Here is a 16,292-nt window from a genome sequence, read left to right on the forward strand (position 1 = left end):
ACGGCAGAGGTTGCCGAAAGGGAAATATGGGTGCGCCTGGCGACTCAGTCTTTTCCTGATGCCGTTCGCGGCAGGACGGCGCTACTATCGCGCATCAAGTCGATCTGGAGAAGGAGCGGCAGAAAATGGAATGGGTAGACATCATGCGATATGCGGCCTATGCCGTACTGGGGCTTTCCCTGGCAGGCCTGGCGGGATCCCTGGGGGTGTTCTTCATCTTGGAGTGCCGCTGGAAGGATAAGGCGGGCGCAGGGGCGGCGCCGCTGCGCGAACCATGCGCGGCACCGGTGCGCGCCCTCCCGATGCTGCCGGGGCAGTGGGAGGAGATGCGGGTCATGGCCGAGGAGGCTGGCCCCTTGTGGGATGAGCTGTCCGACGCCGCGCCGGGCGCCGGACGGGTTCAGTGCGGGCGTCAGCCCTTCGCGCCAGATCCGGAGGCCGTCCTGGCGGGACTGATGAAAAGCACGATCAGCACCGTCGCCATCAATTCCACCAGCGCGATGCCGGTCAGGCCCTGGGCATAACGGCCGGTGGTGCTCTTCAGGTAACCCAGCAGTTGCGGCGAGAAATAGCCCGAGAGGTTGGCCACCGAATTGATCACCGCCAGGCCGATGGCGATCGCGCTGCCGGACAGGTATTGCCCCGGCAATTGCCAGAAGATGGGGATCGCGCCCATGGTGCCGGCCGACGACAGTGCCAGCGAGAAGATGACCCCGGCCGCATTCTTCTCGCCGACGAAATAAGCCGCCAGCAACAGGCCGGTAGCGCCGATGGCCGCCGCCACCGCGGTATGCAGGCGGGTTTCCTTGCTGCGGTCGGACAGCCAGCCGTTGAGCACCATCCCGCCCCAACCACAGGCATAGATGCCGCCCATGATCCAGCCCAGGGTCTTGATGTCGGTGAAGCCGACTTCCTTGACCAGGCTGGGGCCGTAATACACCAGCGTCGCATTGCCGGCGATGATGCAGAAGAACACGGCGATCAGCACCCAGATCTTGCCGCTTTTCAGCGACGCCGCGAAGCTGTGCTCGCGCGGGCCCAGCTTGCGGTCTTCATCGGCCATCTCGGCGGCGATGTGCGCTTTTTCGCTGTCGGAGAGCCACTTGGCCTTGGACGGCAGGTCGGTAAGGATGAAGAAGGCGACCAGGCCCATGAGCACCGACGGGATGCCTTCGATGATGAACAGCCATTGCCAGCCTTGCATGCCGGCGGCGCCCTGGCTCATTTCCATGATGTAGGCGGCCAGCGGGCTGCCCACCACCAGTGAAACCGCCGAGGCCGATACGAACACGCCGAGCGCCTTGCCGCGCCGGTGCGCCGGCAGCCAGTAGGTGAGGTAGAGGATCACGCCCGGCTGCAGGCCGGCTTCGAACGCGCCCATCAGGAACCTCAGCAGGTAGAACTGCCCCGGCGTCTGGACCCAGGCCATGGCGATGCACACCACTCCCCAGCCGATGGTGATGCGCATGATGGTTTTGCGCGCGCCGATCTTTTGCAGCAGCATGTTGCTGGGCACTTCGAACAGGAAGTAGCCGATGAAGAAAATGCCGGCGCCGGCGCCGTAGATCGCGTCCGACCAGTGCAGGTCGTTCATCATGGTCAGCTTGGCGAAGCCGACGTTGACGCGGTCGACCCAGGCCAGGAACCAGATCAGCGTGACGCAGGGAATGATGCGCCAGATGACCCGGCGGAAGGTGGCATTGTGTTCGTCGAGCGCCGCCGAGGCGGATAGTGGCGATGCGGTTTCTGTTACGGACATGGAACTCCCCCTGAATGGACGATGGGTACTGCGCAAAGCGTGTGGCTGGAAATACTCGCGGCTCCTTCGCGCTTCTTTGCAGGAGCATTTTTCATGCCATTGGCGGCAATGTTTTTATCCGTCGTTTATGCGTCGTTTTTACGGTCGCTGATATTTCGGTTGATGATAGTGAGAAATAAGCGAGGCCAAGGGCGCGGTGAACGCCGTTTCGCCGGAAAAATATCGCGGCCGGCCTGCAATGCGCGTCCCGCCTGGGTTTTATGGGGGTGGGAGAAAAATATGCCGATAGCTTTATTTCTATCTCCGCGATAGACGCCGGCGATTATTCCGTTTTGCAGAACACTCAATTCCCGTTTCCCGCGTTTTTCTCCGCACGGCCCATCCCTACACTGCAGTCATCGATGAACGACATCGCAACGCAAGAAACGATGCGGTTCTGAGAAAGGCACATGCCATCTCACATTACCCGTGCATGTACCGCTGAATGCAATTCCGCATATCCGACCGAACACCCAAGGAGAAACATCATGTCTGCAAAATATATCGTCGCCGCCGCGCTGGCCCTGTCCGCTTCGTCCCTGGCATTTGCCGAGGCTCCGTATCCGGTGGAAAAGCCGTTCGTCTCGCAAACCACCCGCGCTGTCGTCAAGGCCGAGCTGGCCAAGGCACAGGAACAAGGCTTGGCCAACCAGCCTGACGCGGTCTACCCGGTCGTGACTTCGGCGCCTGCCAACAGCGGCCTGCAAACCGCCGGCAGCGTCCAGCCGTCGCTGTACACCGGCGCCTGATGGCCGGCAGGGCGGGAGAGCATCCCGCCCGCAATCATTGAGTAGTCGATGCAGGTAAAACAAGAAAAGGGGAAACATCATGTGGCACCAACTGTTTTCGCGCAGCCTGTCCCTCTATCCGAGGATCTACATGCAGTTCGCCGCACTGGTCGGCTTATTGATTGCCGCCGAGTTCAGCATGGGTACGCTCAGCATGATGCTGACCCAGCGCGCGATGTACCGGGTTTCGCAACGCCTGCGGGGTACCCGGCGCCGTCGTGAGGCAGCGCGCAGGATGCGCGATGCGCATATCGACGGTAATTGCTGCGCCTGAGTTTTCTTCTTTTTGGCAGCCAAGCGCTGCGGGAACGGCCCGATGCGACATCGTTCGCATCGGGCTTTTGTTCGTCTGGACGCCGCATCCGGCGCGCCTTATGCCAAAATGGCATGGGACACCGGCCGTCCGCATTTGTATAGTGGCTGCCGGGTTGGAGGCCCGGAGCGGCGGCATTGCCATGCTGTCGCGTACCGGGCGAATCGTCGGGTGGCGCGCCATCCGCGCCAGGTGGAGCGGGAAACAATGGAAATCAAATGGGTCGAGGACTTCCTCTCGGTGGTGGAGACGCTGAACTTCAGCCGCTCGGCCAAGCTGCGCAACGTGACGCAGCCGGCTTTCGGCCGCCGCATCAAGTCGCTCGAAACCTGGCTGGGCGCCGAGCTGTTCGACCGCTCTTCCTACCCTTGCACGCTGACCCCGGCCGGTGAATCCTTCGTGCCCATCGCCCGGGAGATGCTGAACCAGTCGATGCAGGCGCGGCTGGTCTTGCGCGGCCAGCTGGCCGGCGCGCAGACCGCGGTCCGTTTCGCCATGCCGCATACGCTGCTGCTGACGGTGTTTCCCAAGCTGCTGTCGGAGATCGAAAAGAAAGTCGGCGCCATCGCCACCACGGTGATGGCCGGCAACGTGCACGATGCGGTGATGGCATTGGTCGAGCGCAACTGCGACCTGCTGCTCTGCTACGACCACCGCCAGCAGGGGATTGCCCTCGACACCGAACGCTACGGCGTGCTGTCGCTGGGCAAGGAGCCGTTGCGCCCCTACGTGAAGCCGCTGGCCAGCGGCAAGCCGAAATACGTGCTGCCGGGCACGCCCAACGACCCCTTGCCGTTCCTCAGCTATTCGCCGTATTCGTCGCTCTCGCGCATCGTCGAGAAGGCGCTGCATACCAGCCCGCGCCGCGTGCACCTGTTCCGCCGTTTCGAGACCGACCTGGCCGAGGGCCTGAAGAACATGGCGGTGGAGGGGCACGGCATCGCCTGGCTGCCCGCCAGCGCGGTCGCGCGCGAAGTGGCCGAAGGCAAGCTGACGCTGGCGATCGCCCCCAACGACCGCGAGGCGCTGGAACTGGGGCTGTGGTGCGACGAAATGGATATCCGCGTCTATCGCCGCCTGGATGGCGCCAACCCGGAAATCGACCGCATCTGGAATTACCTGAAGGCCGAACACGCGGGCGGCTGAGCCTGTATCGGCCGGCCCGCATTTGAACCGTTTCAACATTTTTACCGATTGAAGGAGTCCCCATGAAATTGCTCAGCAACCAGCAGATCAGCGAGCTGCTCACCACCGAAGATGCCATCGGCGCCATGCGCGAGGCGTTCGCGGCGGCCGGCGAGGGCGCGCACCAGGGACGCGTGCGCACCAGCGCTTCCAACGGCGTGATGCTGTCGATGATGGGCGCGGTGATCCCCGGCGCGGGCATCGCTGGCGCCAAGGTCTACACCACCATCAAGGGCCAGTTCAAGTTCGTGATCGTGCTGTTCTCCAGCGAGACCGGCGCGCCGCTGGCCACCATCGAAGCCGACACCATGACCGGCCTGCGCACCGCCGCCGCCACCGCGGTCGCTTGCGACGCGCTGGCGCGGCCCGATGCGCAGGTGCTGTCGGTGATCGGCACCGGCGTGCAGGCGCGCTCGCACGTGCCGGCGCTGCTGCAGGTGCGCAAGTTCAAGGAAGTGCTGGTGGCGGGCATCTCCGGCCAGCAGGAGCTGGCCGATGAGATCACCCGCACGCTGGGCGTGCCGGCGCGCGTGGTGACGGTCGACGAAGCCGCCGCCGGCGCCGACGTGCTGGTGACCGTGACCCGTTCGGCCACGCCGCTGTTCGACGGCAAGCTGTTGCGCCCGGGCGCCTTCGTGGCGGCGGTGGGCGCTTCCAAGGCCAATGTGCGCGAGCTGGACGATACCGCCATCGCGCGCGCGGCCGCGCTGTTCGTCGAATGGAAGCCGCAGGCCCAGCAGGAAGCCGGCGACCTGGTGCAATGCGCGCCCGGCACCTTCGACTGGAACAATGTGATGGAGCTGGCGCAGGCGGTGGACGGCAGCATGCCCTACCGGCGCGGTGCCGACGACATCGTGATCTACAAGGCCATCGGCATCGGCCTGGAAGACGTGGCGCTGGCCGGCCTGGCTTACCGCAAGGCCTGCGCCAAGTACGGCTGGTAAGCGGCAAGCGCGAGCGACAATGAAAAACGCCGCAGGTGAATAGCCTGCGGCGTTTTTGTTTTCATTTGACGGAAATCAGGTTCGGGCCTGCGCCTTGCCGGATACGCGCGGCGCCGCCGGCTTGGCGCGCAGCGCGGTGGCCGTGGCCGCCAGCACGATGGCGATGCCGGCCACGGTGCCGGTGGTGACCGGCTCGTCCAGCAGCAGCCAGGCCCACAGCGATGCCGTCATCGGCACCAGGAAGGTGACGGTGATGGCCTTGGTCGCGCCTTCGGCCGAGATCAGCTGGAAGAACAGCGCGTAGGCGATGCCGGTGCACACCACGCCCAGCACCAGCACGGCCAGCAATGCCGGTCCGGCGGCGCCGGCCTGGACGGCCGCGGCGGCATGCGGCAGCCCCGGCAGGGCGAAAGGGATCAGGCACAGCGCCGCCGCGAACTGGCTGCCGGCGGCCATGGCGATGGGCGAGATGCCGTTGCCGCGCATGCGCGTATAGGTGGCGGCGAAGCCGTAGCTGACCGCCGCGCCCATGGCCGCCAGCACGCCGAAGACTACCATCGCCTCGGCCGGCACCGGCCCGACGCCGACCAGCACCGCTACCCCGGCCAGGCCCAGCACGAAGGCGCCCAGGCGCATCGCGGTCAGCCGTTCGCCCAGCAGCAGGAAGCCGAACAGCGCGGTGAACACCGGCGCCAGCGAATTCATGGTGGCCATGTAGGAAGAGGGAATGTGCAGCGCCGACCAGGCGAACAGGCTGAACGGCAGTGCCGTGTTGGCGATACCGATGACCAGGTAGGGCCGCCAGTTGTGCCGCCATTGCAGGCGGTCGCCGCGCGAGCGGGCGAAAGCCAGCAGCGCCAGCGTGGCCAGCGAAGCGCGGCCGAAGGTGGTGAGCATGGGGCCGAACACCGGCGCGGCGATGCGCATGAGCATGAAGCTGGTGCCCCAGATGGCGGCGAGCAGGAGGAGCTTGGCGATATTCGACGGAGACATGGAGGGCGATCGAATGCGATGGAGCAGCGAGTGTAATGCTCCTCTCCGTAGCGGGCATAGGTACAGTTATGCGGATTTCCACCGGGCCACTTTGCGCGACGGTAACAGCGCCGCATGCCACTTTTGCCAAACTGTACATGTCGCCTTTTCCGGACAGCTGCTAATGTCGGCACGGTCAACGTAAAGGGAGAAGGGTGTGCTGACAATCTACGGCAGGGACAATTCCATCAACGTGCGCAAAGTGCTGTGGGCTTGCGCTGAGCTGGGTATCGAATACCGGCGCGAGGACTGGGGCATCGGCTTTCGCTCGACCCGGGAGCCGGCGTTCCTCGGCATGAACCCGAACGCCATGGTGCCGGTGGTCGACGACGACGGTTTCGTGCTGTGGGAATCGAATACCATCCTGCGCTACCTGGCCGGCCAGTACGGCGGCGCGGCGCTCTACCCGGCCGCGCCCCGCGAGCGCGCCCGCGTCGACCAGTGGATCGACTGGCAGGCCAGCGACCTCAACCGTGCATGGAGCTACGCCTTCATGGCGCTGGTGCGCAAGTCGCCGGCGCATGGCGACGCGCAGCAACTGGCCGCCTCCATCGACAACTGGGGCGGCTTCATGCGCGTGCTGGAACAGCAGCTGCAGCAGACCGGCGCCTATGTGGCGGGCGATGCCTTCACGCTGGCCGATATCCCCGTCGGGCTGTCGGTCAACCGCTGGTTTGGCACGCCGTTCCAGCATCCCGAGTTGCCGGCGGTGGCGGCCTATTACGAACTGCTGACGCAGCGGCCGGGCTTTCGCTCCTTCGGGCGCAATGGCATGGCCTGAGAACAGGTTCTGAGAACAGGTTTTGAGGGCGGGGAAGGTACACTTGCGTTTTGCCTGTGTCCCTTCTTGCCCGATCTCCAATGAACCGAAAGAAAAACCTGCTGTTTCTCGCCGCCTTCCTGGGCTGCCTGCTGCTGTCGAGCGTGCCGCTGATCGCGCTGCTGTTTTATTGAGACGGCAGCGCGACCGCGGCATGCCCGGACTACGCGGGTGAAAGCGTATCAGTAGCGCTCCAGCCAGTGCGCGTAAGGCGCCGGCAGCGTCCACGATGGGCGCGCCACGCCCAGCTCCTTGGCGGCGGCATAGGTCCAGTGCGGGTTGACCAGGTGCGATCGGCCGACCATCACCAGATCCAGCTGCTGTTCCTTGACCACGCGCTCGGCGATCTCCGGCGTGCCGAAGCCCCAGGCCGACGATACCGGCACATCGGCTTCGCGGCGCACGCGTTCGGTGACTTCGCCGAGGAAGGCCGGGCCCCAGGGGATGGTGGTGTCGGGAATGGTGAAGCCCACGGTGACGCTGAGCATGTCCATGCCGTCCGCCTTGAACTGGCGCACCAGGCCGATCGATTCCAGCAGCGTCTGCTCGTCGCGGCCGTCATATTCGAGCACGCCGAAACGCACCGTCAGCGGCAGGTTTTCCGGCCACACCTTGCGCACTTCGCGCAGGGTTTCCAGCAGGAAGCGGGCGCGGTTTTCCACGCTGCCGCCATAGATGTCGTCGCGCTGGTTGGCGTGCGGCGAGAAGAAGCTCTGCGCCAGGTAGCCGTGGGCGAAATGCAACTCCAGCCATTCGAAACCGACGTCGCGCGCGCGGATGGCGGCATCGACGAAGTTCTGGCGCACACGGGCGATGTCGTCGATGCTCATGGCCTTGGGAACCTTGGGCAGGTTGCGGCCGTAGGCGATGGCCGAGGGTGCGATGGTGGGCCAGCCGCGGGCATCGCCTTCGGCGATATGGTCGTCGCCTTCCCAGGGCACGTTGGCGCTGGCCTTGCGGCCGGCGTGGGCGATCTGGATGCCGGGCACCGAGCCGGCCGCCTTGATTTCCTGCACCACCGGCACGAAGGCTTGCGCCAGCTCATCGGACCAGATGCCGGTGCAAGCCGGGGTGATGCGGCCTTCGGGAGCGACCGCGGTGGCTTCGACGATCACCAGGCCGGCGCCGCCGCGCGCCATGCCGGCGTAGTGGGAAACGTGCCAGTCGTTGGCGCGGCCGTCGATGGCCATGTACTGGCACATCGGCGGCACGGCGATGCGGTTGCGCAGGGTAATGTCTTTGAGTTTGAACGGTTGGAACAGGGCGGACATGGGTAGCCTTTGGTTTCGGTAATGTCGACAGGGAAATGTTATTCGTTAGTTCGAATATATTCGAACTATGGAAGCAGTATAACCCAAGGTGTATCATCTTGCAGATGCGCCCCTACAAACATCCCGCCGCCAGCGAACTGGTCCTCGAACGCGTGCTCTATGCCCTGAGCGATTCCATCCGCCTGGATATCGTGCGCCACCTCGCGCAGGTGGCCTGCGCGACCTGCGGCGAACTCGACGGCGGCCGTCCGAAATCCACCGTCTCGCACCACTTCAAGGTCCTGCGCGAAGCGGGGCTGGTGCTGACGGAAAGCACCGGCACCACCCATATGAACACCCTGCGCCGCGCCGACATCGAAAGCCGTTTCCCGGGCTTGCTGTCGGCCATCCTGTCGCAGGGCGCGCCGGCCAAGGCCGCGGCCAAGAAGGACAAGGCGGCGTAATCGGCGTAATCGCAATCCAGACAAGACAGCTCGGAACCTTCATGAACATCTTCATCACCGGCGCGACAGGCTATATCGGCGGTTCGGTCGGCCGCCATCTGGCCGCGGCAGGGCATGCCATCCGCGGACTGGCGCGCGATGCCTCCAAGTCGGCCGCGCTGCGCGCGATCGGCATCGAACCGGTGATCGGCACGCTGGATGACGGCGCGCTGCTGCGTGACGAGGCGGCCCGCGCGGATGCGGTCGTCAACTGCGCCAGCAGCGACCACCGCCCCGCCATCGAGGCGCTCATCGAAGACCTGGGCGAACAGGGCAAGATCCTGCTGCACACCAGCGGCTCCAGCCAGGTGGGCGACGCCGCGGCCGGCAATGTGCTCAACGTGCAGGTCTTCGATGAAGACACGCCGCTGGTCGTGGGCGCCGAGAAATGGGCGCGCTACGAACTCGACCAGCGCATCCTGGCCGCGCCGGGCATACGCGGCACCGTCGTCTGCAATACGCTGATCTACGGCCACGGCACCGGACTGCAGCCCGACAGCGTGCAGATCCCGGCGCTGGTGAAGCAGGCGCGCCAGAGCGGCGTGCTGCGGCTGGTCGGGCGCGGCATCAACCGCTGGGCCACGGTGCACCTCGACGATGTGTGCGCGCTCTACCAGCTGGCGCTGGAGCGGCCCGGTACGCGGGGTTTCTATTTCGCCGAAAACGGCGAGTCCTCCTATGCCGACATGGGCCAAGCCATCGCCCGGCGCCTGGGCATCGACCGCATCGAACACCTGAGCGAAGAGGCGGCCATCGCCTTGTGGGGCCTGAACATGGGGCGCTACTCGCTGGGATCGAACAGCCGCGTACGCGCGCTGCGGGCGCGGCGCGAACTGGGTTGGCAGCCGCGGCACGCATCGGCGGTGGAATGGATCGAGCGCGAGATGCGGCTGCCGGCGGCGTGAGGGCGTGACACGCTGACAAAACCTGTGCCCGCCGCCACCGGGTTCCGCTGACGGCCATTCCATCCGATACGGCTCGTCTGTTTACCCGCTGAATCCTCTCCTTGGCAGTAGGTTGTCATACCACTTTCCCTGGCCAATTCACCGTTTGTGCGCGCCTATGCGCGGCGATGGCCTAGTCTTGTCCGGTTTTTGCCAAGTTTTTGCAAAATTCCGGCAGATTAAATTAAAGAAATCCGTCATTACTACGTAACCATGAGATGTAAAGATTAACTGACATAATGTCAGCTATCCGAATCCCGATACCTGGCGCTTAGCAGTATTGCTAAGCGAAGCGATATTTCCGTCCGGGCAAGCCAAACGGCTTCCCAGGGCAACCAACATATTCTGGAGCATTCATGGCAACGTCCACCGGTTCCGTCTCCACTGCCGCCGGGCCCCTCGATGTCGAGACCCTGGTCAAGCAGCTCATGGCGGCTGAATCCAAGTCGCGCTTGACCAATCTGAAGGGCAAGGCGAGCGCGTTCAATACGCTCATCTCCGCCTACGGCAATTTCAAGGGCGCGCTGACCACCTACCAGAACGCCATCAAGGGCCTGACCTCGGCCAGCTTCAGCTCGCAAAAGTCCGCCATCAGCAATGCCGGCACCGGCAGCAACCTGACCACCGATCCCTTCACGGCCGACATCAATACCGACGAAACGACCAAGAAGCTGGCGCAGAAGCTGAAATCGGGCGGTTTCACCGCCGGGCAGCTCTTCAATGCGGGCGATTCGATCGCGATCAAGGTCGGCACCGACCAGCCGACGTTCGTCACGCTCAAGGCCAACTCGACGTTGGCCGGGGTGCGCGACGCCATCAATGCCTCGAAGGCCGGCGTGACGGCCTCGATCGTTACCGACGGCAGCGGCGACCACCTGGTGCTGGAGGCCAATGCCGGCGGTACCGCCAATACCATCAAGATCACTGCCAACGGCAGCCTGGCGGGGTTGAGCTACGACGCGTCGTCGAACCAGCCGAGCGCGGTCACGCAAATCCAGGCGCCGCGCGATGCGACCAAGGCGGCGTCGGGCAAATACACCGTCTCCGTATCGCAGCTGGCGCAGGCGCACAAGGTCAGTTCGGCCGGCATCGCGCCGGGCACGACCTTCGAGAAGGGCGTGCTGGCCATCAAGACCGGCAACGGCTCGACCGCCATCATCAAGCCGCGCACCAACACCCTGGCCGGCGTGCGCGACGCCATCAACGCCAGCGACGCCGGCGTGAACGCCGCCATCGTCAGCGACGGCAAGAACGACCATCTGGTCATCACCGCCAAGGACAGCGGCGCCGCCAACAGCCTGCGCATCACCGGCACCGACAATTTCTCGGTGTTCTCCTTCGATCCCAGCGGCAAGCTGACCACGCCGGGCGTGCCGACCGGCCAGGCCTTCAGCGCCGGCAACTTGACTTTGCAGGTGGGCGGCAAGTCGGTCAGCATCACCCCCACCGACCTCGACGGCAGCGGCGCCATCGGCCTGAACGATGTCGTGGCCTCGATCAACGGCGCCAACGCGGGCGTGACGGCCAGCATCAGCAACGACGGCACGCAAGACCACCTGGTGCTCACGCCCGCCGGCACCGATCCGGTGATGATCACCGGATCGGGCGATTACGCGCCGCTGAGCGGCAGCACGATGGGGCAGCTGTCCAAGGCGCAGGATTCCTCGCTGTCGATCGACGGCGTCACCGTCACCAGCCCCAGCAACAAGGTGAGCGATGCCATTTCGGGCGTGACGCTGAACCTGGCCAAGGTGACTACCGCCGCCGACAGCTTCACGCTGTCGATCAGCAACGACACCAGCGGCGTGAGCACCGCGGCCAATACTTTCGTGTCGGCGTACAACGCCCTGGTCAAAGCGGTCAACTCGCTGACCAGGCAGACGCCGTCGACCACCAAGGGCGAGGCCAACACATCGTCGCCGCTGGGAGCGGAGTCGTCGGTGAAAACCGTCATGGAGCAACTGCGCGGCACGCTGCTGACGTCCATGAGCGATGCCACGGGGACGATGTCCCTGTCCCAGATCGGCATCTCCTTCCAGAAGGACGGCACCCTGGCGCTCAACGCCGACAAGCTGTCCAAGGCCACGGCCCAGAACTTCGACGGCGTCAGCAATCTCTTCAGCTCCAGCAACGGCGTCATCCCCAAGCTGCAGAAGCTGATGGACGGCATCCTCGGCGACAGTGGCATCGTCGCCTCCAAGTCCAAGGGTTTGCAGGACAGCCTGAAGGTCAACACCGACCAGCAGGCCGCGGTCAACGCGCGGCTGCTGACGCTGAAGGATTCCTACACCAACCAGTTCAACCGCCTCAACCTGACGCTGGCGACCATGCAGTCGCGGCAGACCTACCTGACCCAACAGTTGGCGAAACTGAACGGCAACAAGTAAGGCGGCAGTAACAGGCAAGAAAAAGGGGACCCCGGCCAAGCCGAGGTCCCCTTTTTTATCGCCGGCTTGCGGCTTAGCTGGTTTTGGTCACCTTGTTGAGATGGCGCGGCTTGTCCGCATCCATGCCGCGTGCCGCCGACAGTCGCGCGGCCATCACATAGAAGGCCTGGATGGCGACGATGGGATCGAGGTCGGGCGTGGCCGCCACCGGCAGCGTCAGGTCGCGCTGGGGGATGTTGTCAGGCGCGGCCAGCAGCACCTTGGCGCCGCGATGGCGCATCTCGTCGGCCAACTGCACCATGCCGGCCTGGGCCGGGCCGCGGGTGGCGAACATGAGCAGCGGATAGCCGTCGTCGATCAGCGCCATCGGCCCGTGCTTGATCTCGGCGCCGCTGAAGGCTTCGGCCTGGATGGCGCAGGTTTCCTTGCATTTCAGCGCGGCTTCCAGCGCCAGCGGGAAGCCGATGCCGCGCCCCACCACCATGATGCGGCTGGCGGGGGCCAGCGCTTCGATCGCGGGCGACCAGTCGAGGCCTGCCGCCTGGCGCAGCGCCTCGGGCAGGCGGTCGATGGCCTGCAGGAATTGCGCGTCGTCCTGCCAGTGGCCCGCCAACAGCGCGCCGGCCACCAGGCTGGCGATGAAGCTCTTGGTGGCGGCCACGCTGGTTTCGACGCCGGCATGCAGGGGGATGCTCCATTCGGCGGCGTCCGCCAGCGGCGAACTTGCATCGTTGACCAGCGCCACGGTGGTGGCGCCGCCGGCGCGGAAATAGCGGATCGGCTCGACCACGTCGGGGCTTTGGCCCGACTGCGAGATGGCGATGGCCAGCGCGTTTTTCACGATCAGCGGCGCCCGGTTCAGGGTCACCAGCGACATCGGCAGCGAGGCCACGATATGGCCCAGGCGCGCCATGGTCAGGTAGGCGCAATAGGCGGCGGCATGGTCGGAACTGCCACGCGCCACGGTGACGATGCCCGAGGGCGGCGCCGCGCGCAATCGCTTGCCCAGTTCGGCATAGCGTTCGCGCTCGCGCGTCAGTTGCAGGGCCACATAATCAGCGGCCGAGCGGGCCTCTTTGAGCATCTGGGACTCATCGGGCATCTGCGAGGTCAATCTCTTCTCCTTCCACATAAACGGCCTTCAAGGCGAATTGGCGGTCCAGCACCACGATGTCGGCGTGGCAGCCGGCATTGAGGCGGCCGCGGTCATCCAGGCCGAGGTAGTCGGCCGGATAGGTCGAGGTGCGCAGCGAGGCTTCCGATACTTCCAGCCCCAGCGAGACCAGGTTGCGCAGCGCCTGATCCATGGTCAGGGTGCTGCCGGCCAAGGTGCCGTCGGCCAGCCGCACGCCGCCGGCGCACTTGTGCACCACTTGGCGGCCCAGCGTGTAGTCGCCGTCGGGCATGCCGGCGGCGGCGGTGGAGTCGGTCACGCAATACAGGCGCGGGATGGCGCGCAGCGCGGCGCGGATGGCGCCGGGGTGCACGTGCAGCAGGTCGGGGATCAGCTCGGCATATCTGGCATGCGCCAGCGCCGCGCCGGCCATGCCGGGCTCGCGGTGGTGGAAGCCGGTCATGGCGTTGAACAGGTGGGTGAAGCCGGAGGCGCCATGCGCCAGCGCGGCCACGCCGTCGTCGTAGCTGCCCAGCGTGTGGCCGATCTGCACCTTCAGGCCGCGGTTGGCCATCTTGCAGACCAGCTTCAGGTGGCCGTCGACTTCGGGGGCGATGGTGATCAGCTTCAGCGGCGCCAGGCTGTTGAGGTAGTCGACCTGTTCCAGCGACGCCTCGATGGCGAAGTCGGGCTGGGCGCCCAGCTTGCCGGGGTTGATGTAGGGGCCTTCCAGGTGCACGCCGAGGATGCGCGCGCGGCCTGGCACGTGGTTGGCGCAGGCGGCGCCGACCGCCTTGAGCGCGTTTTCCAGCTCGTCCAGCGGCGCCGTCATGGTGGTGGCCAGCAGGCTGGTGGTGCCGTGCCGCGCATGCAGGCGGGTGATGGCGTCGACGGCGTCGCCGCCTTCCATCACGTCGCGTCCGCCGCCGCCGTGCACGTGCAGGTCGATGAAGCCGGGCAGGATGTAGTCGCCCTCGTCGATCAGGCGCGGTTCGCGCCGCAGCGGCCGCCCTTCGATCGAGCGGATGCGCCGGTCGAAGACGACTTCGCCGGAGACCCAGCCCTGCGGGGTCAGCACGTTGCCATGAATAGTCTTGAAGGTATCCATCGTGTCAGTCCTTGGAGGATTGCAAGGATCGCTTGGCCAACAGCAAGGCGCCGTCGGCGGCATCGCTTTCGGCGGCAACGATGCGTTGTCGCAAACCGGCGGAGAGATAGCCGTTCAATGCGTCGGCCAGGCCGCCGCACAGCGCCAACGGCAGGCGTTTCTGGGGATCGAGCGCGCCGGCCATCGATGCGATCTCGTCGGCGGCTGCCTGCATGATGGCGCGGGCGGCTTCGTCATCGCCCGCATGCGCCACCACCAGCCGCGCCAGGCGCGCGAAGGCGGCCTGGTCGGCTGATGCCAGCCAGTCTAGTACGGTCTCGCGTTCGCTGCGCACGTCGTGTGCAGAGCGTGTATCGGCGGCCGGCAATTCGCCGGCGCAGAACGCCAGCACCGCGTTGGCCAGCGCGCCGCGCGCGGCGCGGCCGTCGATGGCGTGCTGCGTGTGGTGGATGGCGCGGATGCCCATCCAGGCGCCGCTGGCATCGTCGCCGGAGGGGAAGCCCCAGCCGTCGACGGTGCGCTGGCGGCCATCGATGTCGGCGGCGATGCCGATGGTGCCGGTGCCCACCGCGATCACCGCGCCCGGCTCGCCGTGATGCGCGCCGAGCAAGGTGGTGACGCCATCGGTGGCGGCTTGCAGCGCGCCGAAGGCGGGCGCCGTGGCGTGGAAATCGGCGGCCCATTGCGCCACGTTATAGCCGGCGATGCCGATGCCTACCGCCAGTTGCGGCAGCGGCGGCATGGCCAGGCCGGCATGGGTGAAGGCTTGCGCGATGGTCGCCATGATGGCGCGCCATGCGGCGTCGGCGCCGTTGCGCAGGGCCGAGCCGGGACCGGCGGCTTCGGCCAGCACGCGGCCGTCGACGGTGGCGATGCGCACCAGGGTCTTGGTGCCGCCGCCGTCCACGCCGGCCAGCCAGGCGATGGGGGAAGCGGGGGAAAGGGCAGTGTTCATGGCAGCGGCAAACGCCTCAATGGCGCTTCGACGATTGCAGGTTGCCGGGCTTGAGGCGGCGCAGCGCCTGGCCTTGCGCGTCGAACACGTGGAACGCATGGCTGTCGGCCGACAGCTCCAGATGCTCGCCGATGTTGACGTCGCGATTGCCGTCGCCGCGCACCACGATGTCCTGTCCGCCTTCCAGCGTCAGGTAGATGAAGTTGGCTTCGCCCAGGTGCTCCACCAGGTTGACGGTGCCGCCGAAGCGTTCCGATCCCTGCGCGTGTTCGCGGATCTGTTCGGCGCGCAGGCCCAGCGTCACCTTGTCGCCCGGCCTGGTCGAACCGGGGGCGACATCGGCGCGCAGTTGCGCGCCGCCCGCCACGGCCACGGTCACGCTGTCTTCGGTCACTTGCGTCACGGCGCCCGGCAGCAGGTTCATCTTGGGCGAGCCGATGAAGCCGGCCACGAACAGGTTCTGCGGATGCTGGTACAGCTCCAGCGGCGAGCCGGCCTGCTGGATGCGGCCTTCGTGCATGACCACGATCTTGTCGCCCAGCGTCATCGCCTCGACCTGGTCGTGGGTGACGTAGACGATGGTGGCGGCCAGCTCCTTGTGCAGCTTGGCGATCTCCAGCCGGGTTTGCACGCGCAGCGCGGCGTCGAGGTTGGACAGCGGTTCGTCGAACAGGAACAGGCGTGGCTTGCGCACGATGGCGCGGCCGATCGCCACGCGCTGGCGCTGGCCGCCGGACAATTCGCGCGGCAGGCGCTCCAGCAGGTGGTCGATCTTGAGGATGCCGGCGGCGTGGCGGATGCGCTCGTCGATCTCGTGCTTGCCGCTGCCGGCCACCTTCAGGCCGAAGGCCATGTTCTTGTACACCGTCATGTGCGGATACAGCGCGTAGCTCTGGAACACCATGGCGATGCCGCGCTCGGCCGGCGGCAGGTGGTTGACCACCTTGCCGCCGATGGCCAGCTGGCCGCCGCTGATTTCTTCCAGCCCGCACAGCATGCGCAGCAGGGTCGACTTGCCGCAGCCGGAGGGGCCGACCAGCACGCAGAATTCGCCGTCGCGGATGTCGAGGTTGAGGTCGGCCAGCACATTGGCGCGGCCGTCGTAGGATTTCCTCAGGTTTTCAATGCTTACGTTTGCCATGTTCAATCCC

The 16,292-nt window shown here is 65.8% G+C and carries 16 protein-coding genes; 8 read left to right on the forward strand and 8 right to left on the reverse strand.

The annotated features are described in order from the left end of the window. Nucleotides 1-412 precede the first annotated feature (412 nt). The gene (locus tag J7548_RS06450; protein WP_290971988.1) at nt 413-1,759 is read right to left on the reverse strand and encodes an MFS transporter; all 1,347 of its coding nucleotides are present in this window, start codon (nt 1,757-1,759) and stop codon (nt 413-415) included. 125 nt (nt 1,760-1,884) lie between these two features. Further along, the gene (locus J7548_RS06455) at nt 1,885-2,106 is read right to left on the reverse strand and encodes a hypothetical protein (RefSeq protein WP_290971991.1); all 222 of its coding nucleotides are present in this window, start codon (nt 2,104-2,106) and stop codon (nt 1,885-1,887) included. Between the two features lie 180 nt (nt 2,107-2,286). On the opposite strand from J7548_RS06455, the gene J7548_RS06460 reads away from it, so the two are divergent. From J7548_RS06460 to J7548_RS06475, 4 genes are all read left to right on the forward strand, one after another. Continuing rightward, on the forward strand, nt 2,287-2,547 hold the full coding sequence (locus tag J7548_RS06460) for a DUF4148 domain-containing protein (RefSeq protein ID WP_290971993.1): 261 nt from the start codon (nt 2,287-2,289) through the stop codon (nt 2,545-2,547). 79 nt (nt 2,548-2,626) lie between these two features. After that, nucleotides 2,627-2,860, forward strand: coding sequence for a hypothetical protein (locus J7548_RS06465; protein ID WP_290971995.1), 234 nt, complete (start codon nt 2,627-2,629; stop codon nt 2,858-2,860). 246 nt (nt 2,861-3,106) lie between these two features. Beyond that, nucleotides 3,107-4,045 carry a LysR substrate-binding domain-containing protein gene (locus tag J7548_RS06470; RefSeq protein ID WP_290971998.1) on the forward strand — a complete coding sequence of 313 codons (939 nt, stop codon included), beginning with the start codon at nt 3,107-3,109 and terminating at the stop codon, nt 4,043-4,045. A 62-nt stretch (nt 4,046-4,107) separates the two neighbouring features. Further along, complete coding sequence (locus tag J7548_RS06475; protein ID WP_290972001.1) at nt 4,108-5,028, forward strand: ornithine cyclodeaminase family protein; 921 nt, start codon at nt 4,108-4,110, stop codon at nt 5,026-5,028. 75 nt (nt 5,029-5,103) lie between these two features. Here J7548_RS06475 and J7548_RS06480 read toward each other — a convergent pair whose 3' ends face one another. Further along, nucleotides 5,104-6,021 (reverse strand): DMT family transporter, encoded by a 918-nt coding sequence (locus tag J7548_RS06480; RefSeq protein WP_290972003.1) that lies wholly within the window; start codon nt 6,019-6,021, stop codon nt 5,104-5,106. 196 nt (nt 6,022-6,217) lie between these two features. On the opposite strand from J7548_RS06480, the gene J7548_RS06485 reads away from it, so the two are divergent. Then, nucleotides 6,218-6,841 (forward strand): glutathione S-transferase, encoded by a 624-nt coding sequence (locus J7548_RS06485; RefSeq protein ID WP_290972005.1) that lies wholly within the window; start codon nt 6,218-6,220, stop codon nt 6,839-6,841. 221 nt (nt 6,842-7,062) lie between these two features. Here J7548_RS06485 and J7548_RS06490 read toward each other — a convergent pair whose 3' ends face one another. Continuing rightward, on the reverse strand, nt 7,063-8,151 hold the full coding sequence (locus J7548_RS06490; protein WP_290972007.1) for an NADH:flavin oxidoreductase/NADH oxidase: 1,089 nt from the start codon (nt 8,149-8,151) through the stop codon (nt 7,063-7,065). A gap of 104 nt (nt 8,152-8,255) precedes the next feature. On the opposite strand from J7548_RS06490, the gene J7548_RS06495 reads away from it, so the two are divergent. The 3 genes from J7548_RS06495 (at nt 8,256) to fliD (ending at nt 11,964) form a co-directional block, all read left to right on the forward strand. Continuing rightward, nucleotides 8,256-8,594 carry a helix-turn-helix domain-containing protein gene (locus J7548_RS06495; protein ID WP_290972010.1) on the forward strand — a complete coding sequence of 113 codons (339 nt, stop codon included), beginning with the start codon at nt 8,256-8,258 and terminating at the stop codon, nt 8,592-8,594. A 41-nt stretch (nt 8,595-8,635) separates the two neighbouring features. Beyond that, nucleotides 8,636-9,538 carry an NAD-dependent epimerase/dehydratase family protein gene (locus J7548_RS06500; protein ID WP_290972013.1) on the forward strand — a complete coding sequence of 301 codons (903 nt, stop codon included), beginning with the start codon at nt 8,636-8,638 and terminating at the stop codon, nt 9,536-9,538. Between the two features lie 395 nt (nt 9,539-9,933). Next, complete coding sequence (gene fliD, locus J7548_RS06505; RefSeq protein ID WP_290972016.1) at nt 9,934-11,964, forward strand: flagellar filament capping protein FliD; 2,031 nt, start codon at nt 9,934-9,936, stop codon at nt 11,962-11,964. A gap of 73 nt (nt 11,965-12,037) precedes the next feature. On the opposite strand, the gene J7548_RS06510 is transcribed toward fliD, so the two are convergent. The 4 genes from J7548_RS06510 to ugpC are packed head-to-tail and all read right to left on the reverse strand — an operon-like array spanning nt 12,038 to nt 16,282. Further along, complete coding sequence (locus J7548_RS06510; protein WP_290973300.1) at nt 12,038-13,048, reverse strand: SIS domain-containing protein; 1,011 nt, start codon at nt 13,046-13,048, stop codon at nt 12,038-12,040. A 7-nt stretch (nt 13,049-13,055) separates the two neighbouring features. Next, complete coding sequence (gene nagA / locus J7548_RS06515; protein ID WP_290972019.1) at nt 13,056-14,186, reverse strand: N-acetylglucosamine-6-phosphate deacetylase; 1,131 nt, start codon at nt 14,184-14,186, stop codon at nt 13,056-13,058. Nucleotides 14,187-14,190: 4 nt separating this feature from the next. Continuing rightward, nucleotides 14,191-15,141, reverse strand: a complete 951-nt coding sequence (locus tag J7548_RS06520; protein ID WP_290972022.1) for a BadF/BadG/BcrA/BcrD ATPase family protein — start codon at nt 15,139-15,141, stop codon at nt 14,191-14,193. A 16-nt stretch (nt 15,142-15,157) separates the two neighbouring features. Further along, entirely contained in the window at nt 15,158-16,282 is a 1,125-nt protein-coding gene (gene ugpC, locus J7548_RS06525; RefSeq protein WP_290972025.1) for a sn-glycerol-3-phosphate ABC transporter ATP-binding protein UgpC, read from the reverse strand. Between the last annotated feature and the right edge of the window lie 10 nt (nt 16,283-16,292).

This window comes from Herbaspirillum sp. (genome assembly GCF_017744395.1).
Lineage (GTDB): Bacteria > Pseudomonadota > Gammaproteobacteria > Burkholderiales > Burkholderiaceae_D > Herbaspirillum.

What these genes read in the sequence shown, in the direction of transcription:
- J7548_RS06510 (WP_290973300.1), bottom strand. Translation starts at nt 13,048, where the DNA reads ATGCTCAAAGAGGCCCGCTCGGCCGCTGATTATGTGGCCCTGCAACTG.
- J7548_RS06460 (WP_290971993.1), top strand. Translation starts at nt 2,287, where the DNA reads ATGTCTGCAAAATATATCGTCGCCGCCGCGCTGGCCCTGTCCGCTTCG.
- nagA (WP_290972019.1), bottom strand. Translation starts at nt 14,186, where the DNA reads ATGGATACCTTCAAGACTATTCATGGCAACGTGCTGACCCCGCAGGGC.
- J7548_RS06495 (WP_290972010.1), top strand. Translation starts at nt 8,256, where the DNA reads ATGCGCCCCTACAAACATCCCGCCGCCAGCGAACTGGTCCTCGAACGC.
- J7548_RS06475 (WP_290972001.1), top strand. Translation starts at nt 4,108, where the DNA reads ATGAAATTGCTCAGCAACCAGCAGATCAGCGAGCTGCTCACCACCGAA.
- J7548_RS06450 (WP_290971988.1), bottom strand. Translation starts at nt 1,759, where the DNA reads ATGTCCGTAACAGAAACCGCATCGCCACTATCCGCCTCGGCGGCGCTC.
- J7548_RS06480 (WP_290972003.1), bottom strand. Translation starts at nt 6,021, where the DNA reads ATGTCTCCGTCGAATATCGCCAAGCTCCTCCTGCTCGCCGCCATCTGG.
- J7548_RS06500 (WP_290972013.1), top strand. Translation starts at nt 8,636, where the DNA reads ATGAACATCTTCATCACCGGCGCGACAGGCTATATCGGCGGTTCGGTC.
- J7548_RS06470 (WP_290971998.1), top strand. Translation starts at nt 3,107, where the DNA reads ATGGAAATCAAATGGGTCGAGGACTTCCTCTCGGTGGTGGAGACGCTG.
- J7548_RS06520 (WP_290972022.1), bottom strand. Translation starts at nt 15,141, where the DNA reads ATGAACACTGCCCTTTCCCCCGCTTCCCCCATCGCCTGGCTGGCCGGC.
- J7548_RS06490 (WP_290972007.1), bottom strand. Translation starts at nt 8,151, where the DNA reads ATGTCCGCCCTGTTCCAACCGTTCAAACTCAAAGACATTACCCTGCGC.
- J7548_RS06465 (WP_290971995.1), top strand. Translation starts at nt 2,627, where the DNA reads ATGTGGCACCAACTGTTTTCGCGCAGCCTGTCCCTCTATCCGAGGATC.
- fliD (WP_290972016.1), top strand. Translation starts at nt 9,934, where the DNA reads ATGGCAACGTCCACCGGTTCCGTCTCCACTGCCGCCGGGCCCCTCGAT.
- ugpC (WP_290972025.1), bottom strand. Translation starts at nt 16,282, where the DNA reads ATGGCAAACGTAAGCATTGAAAACCTGAGGAAATCCTACGACGGCCGC.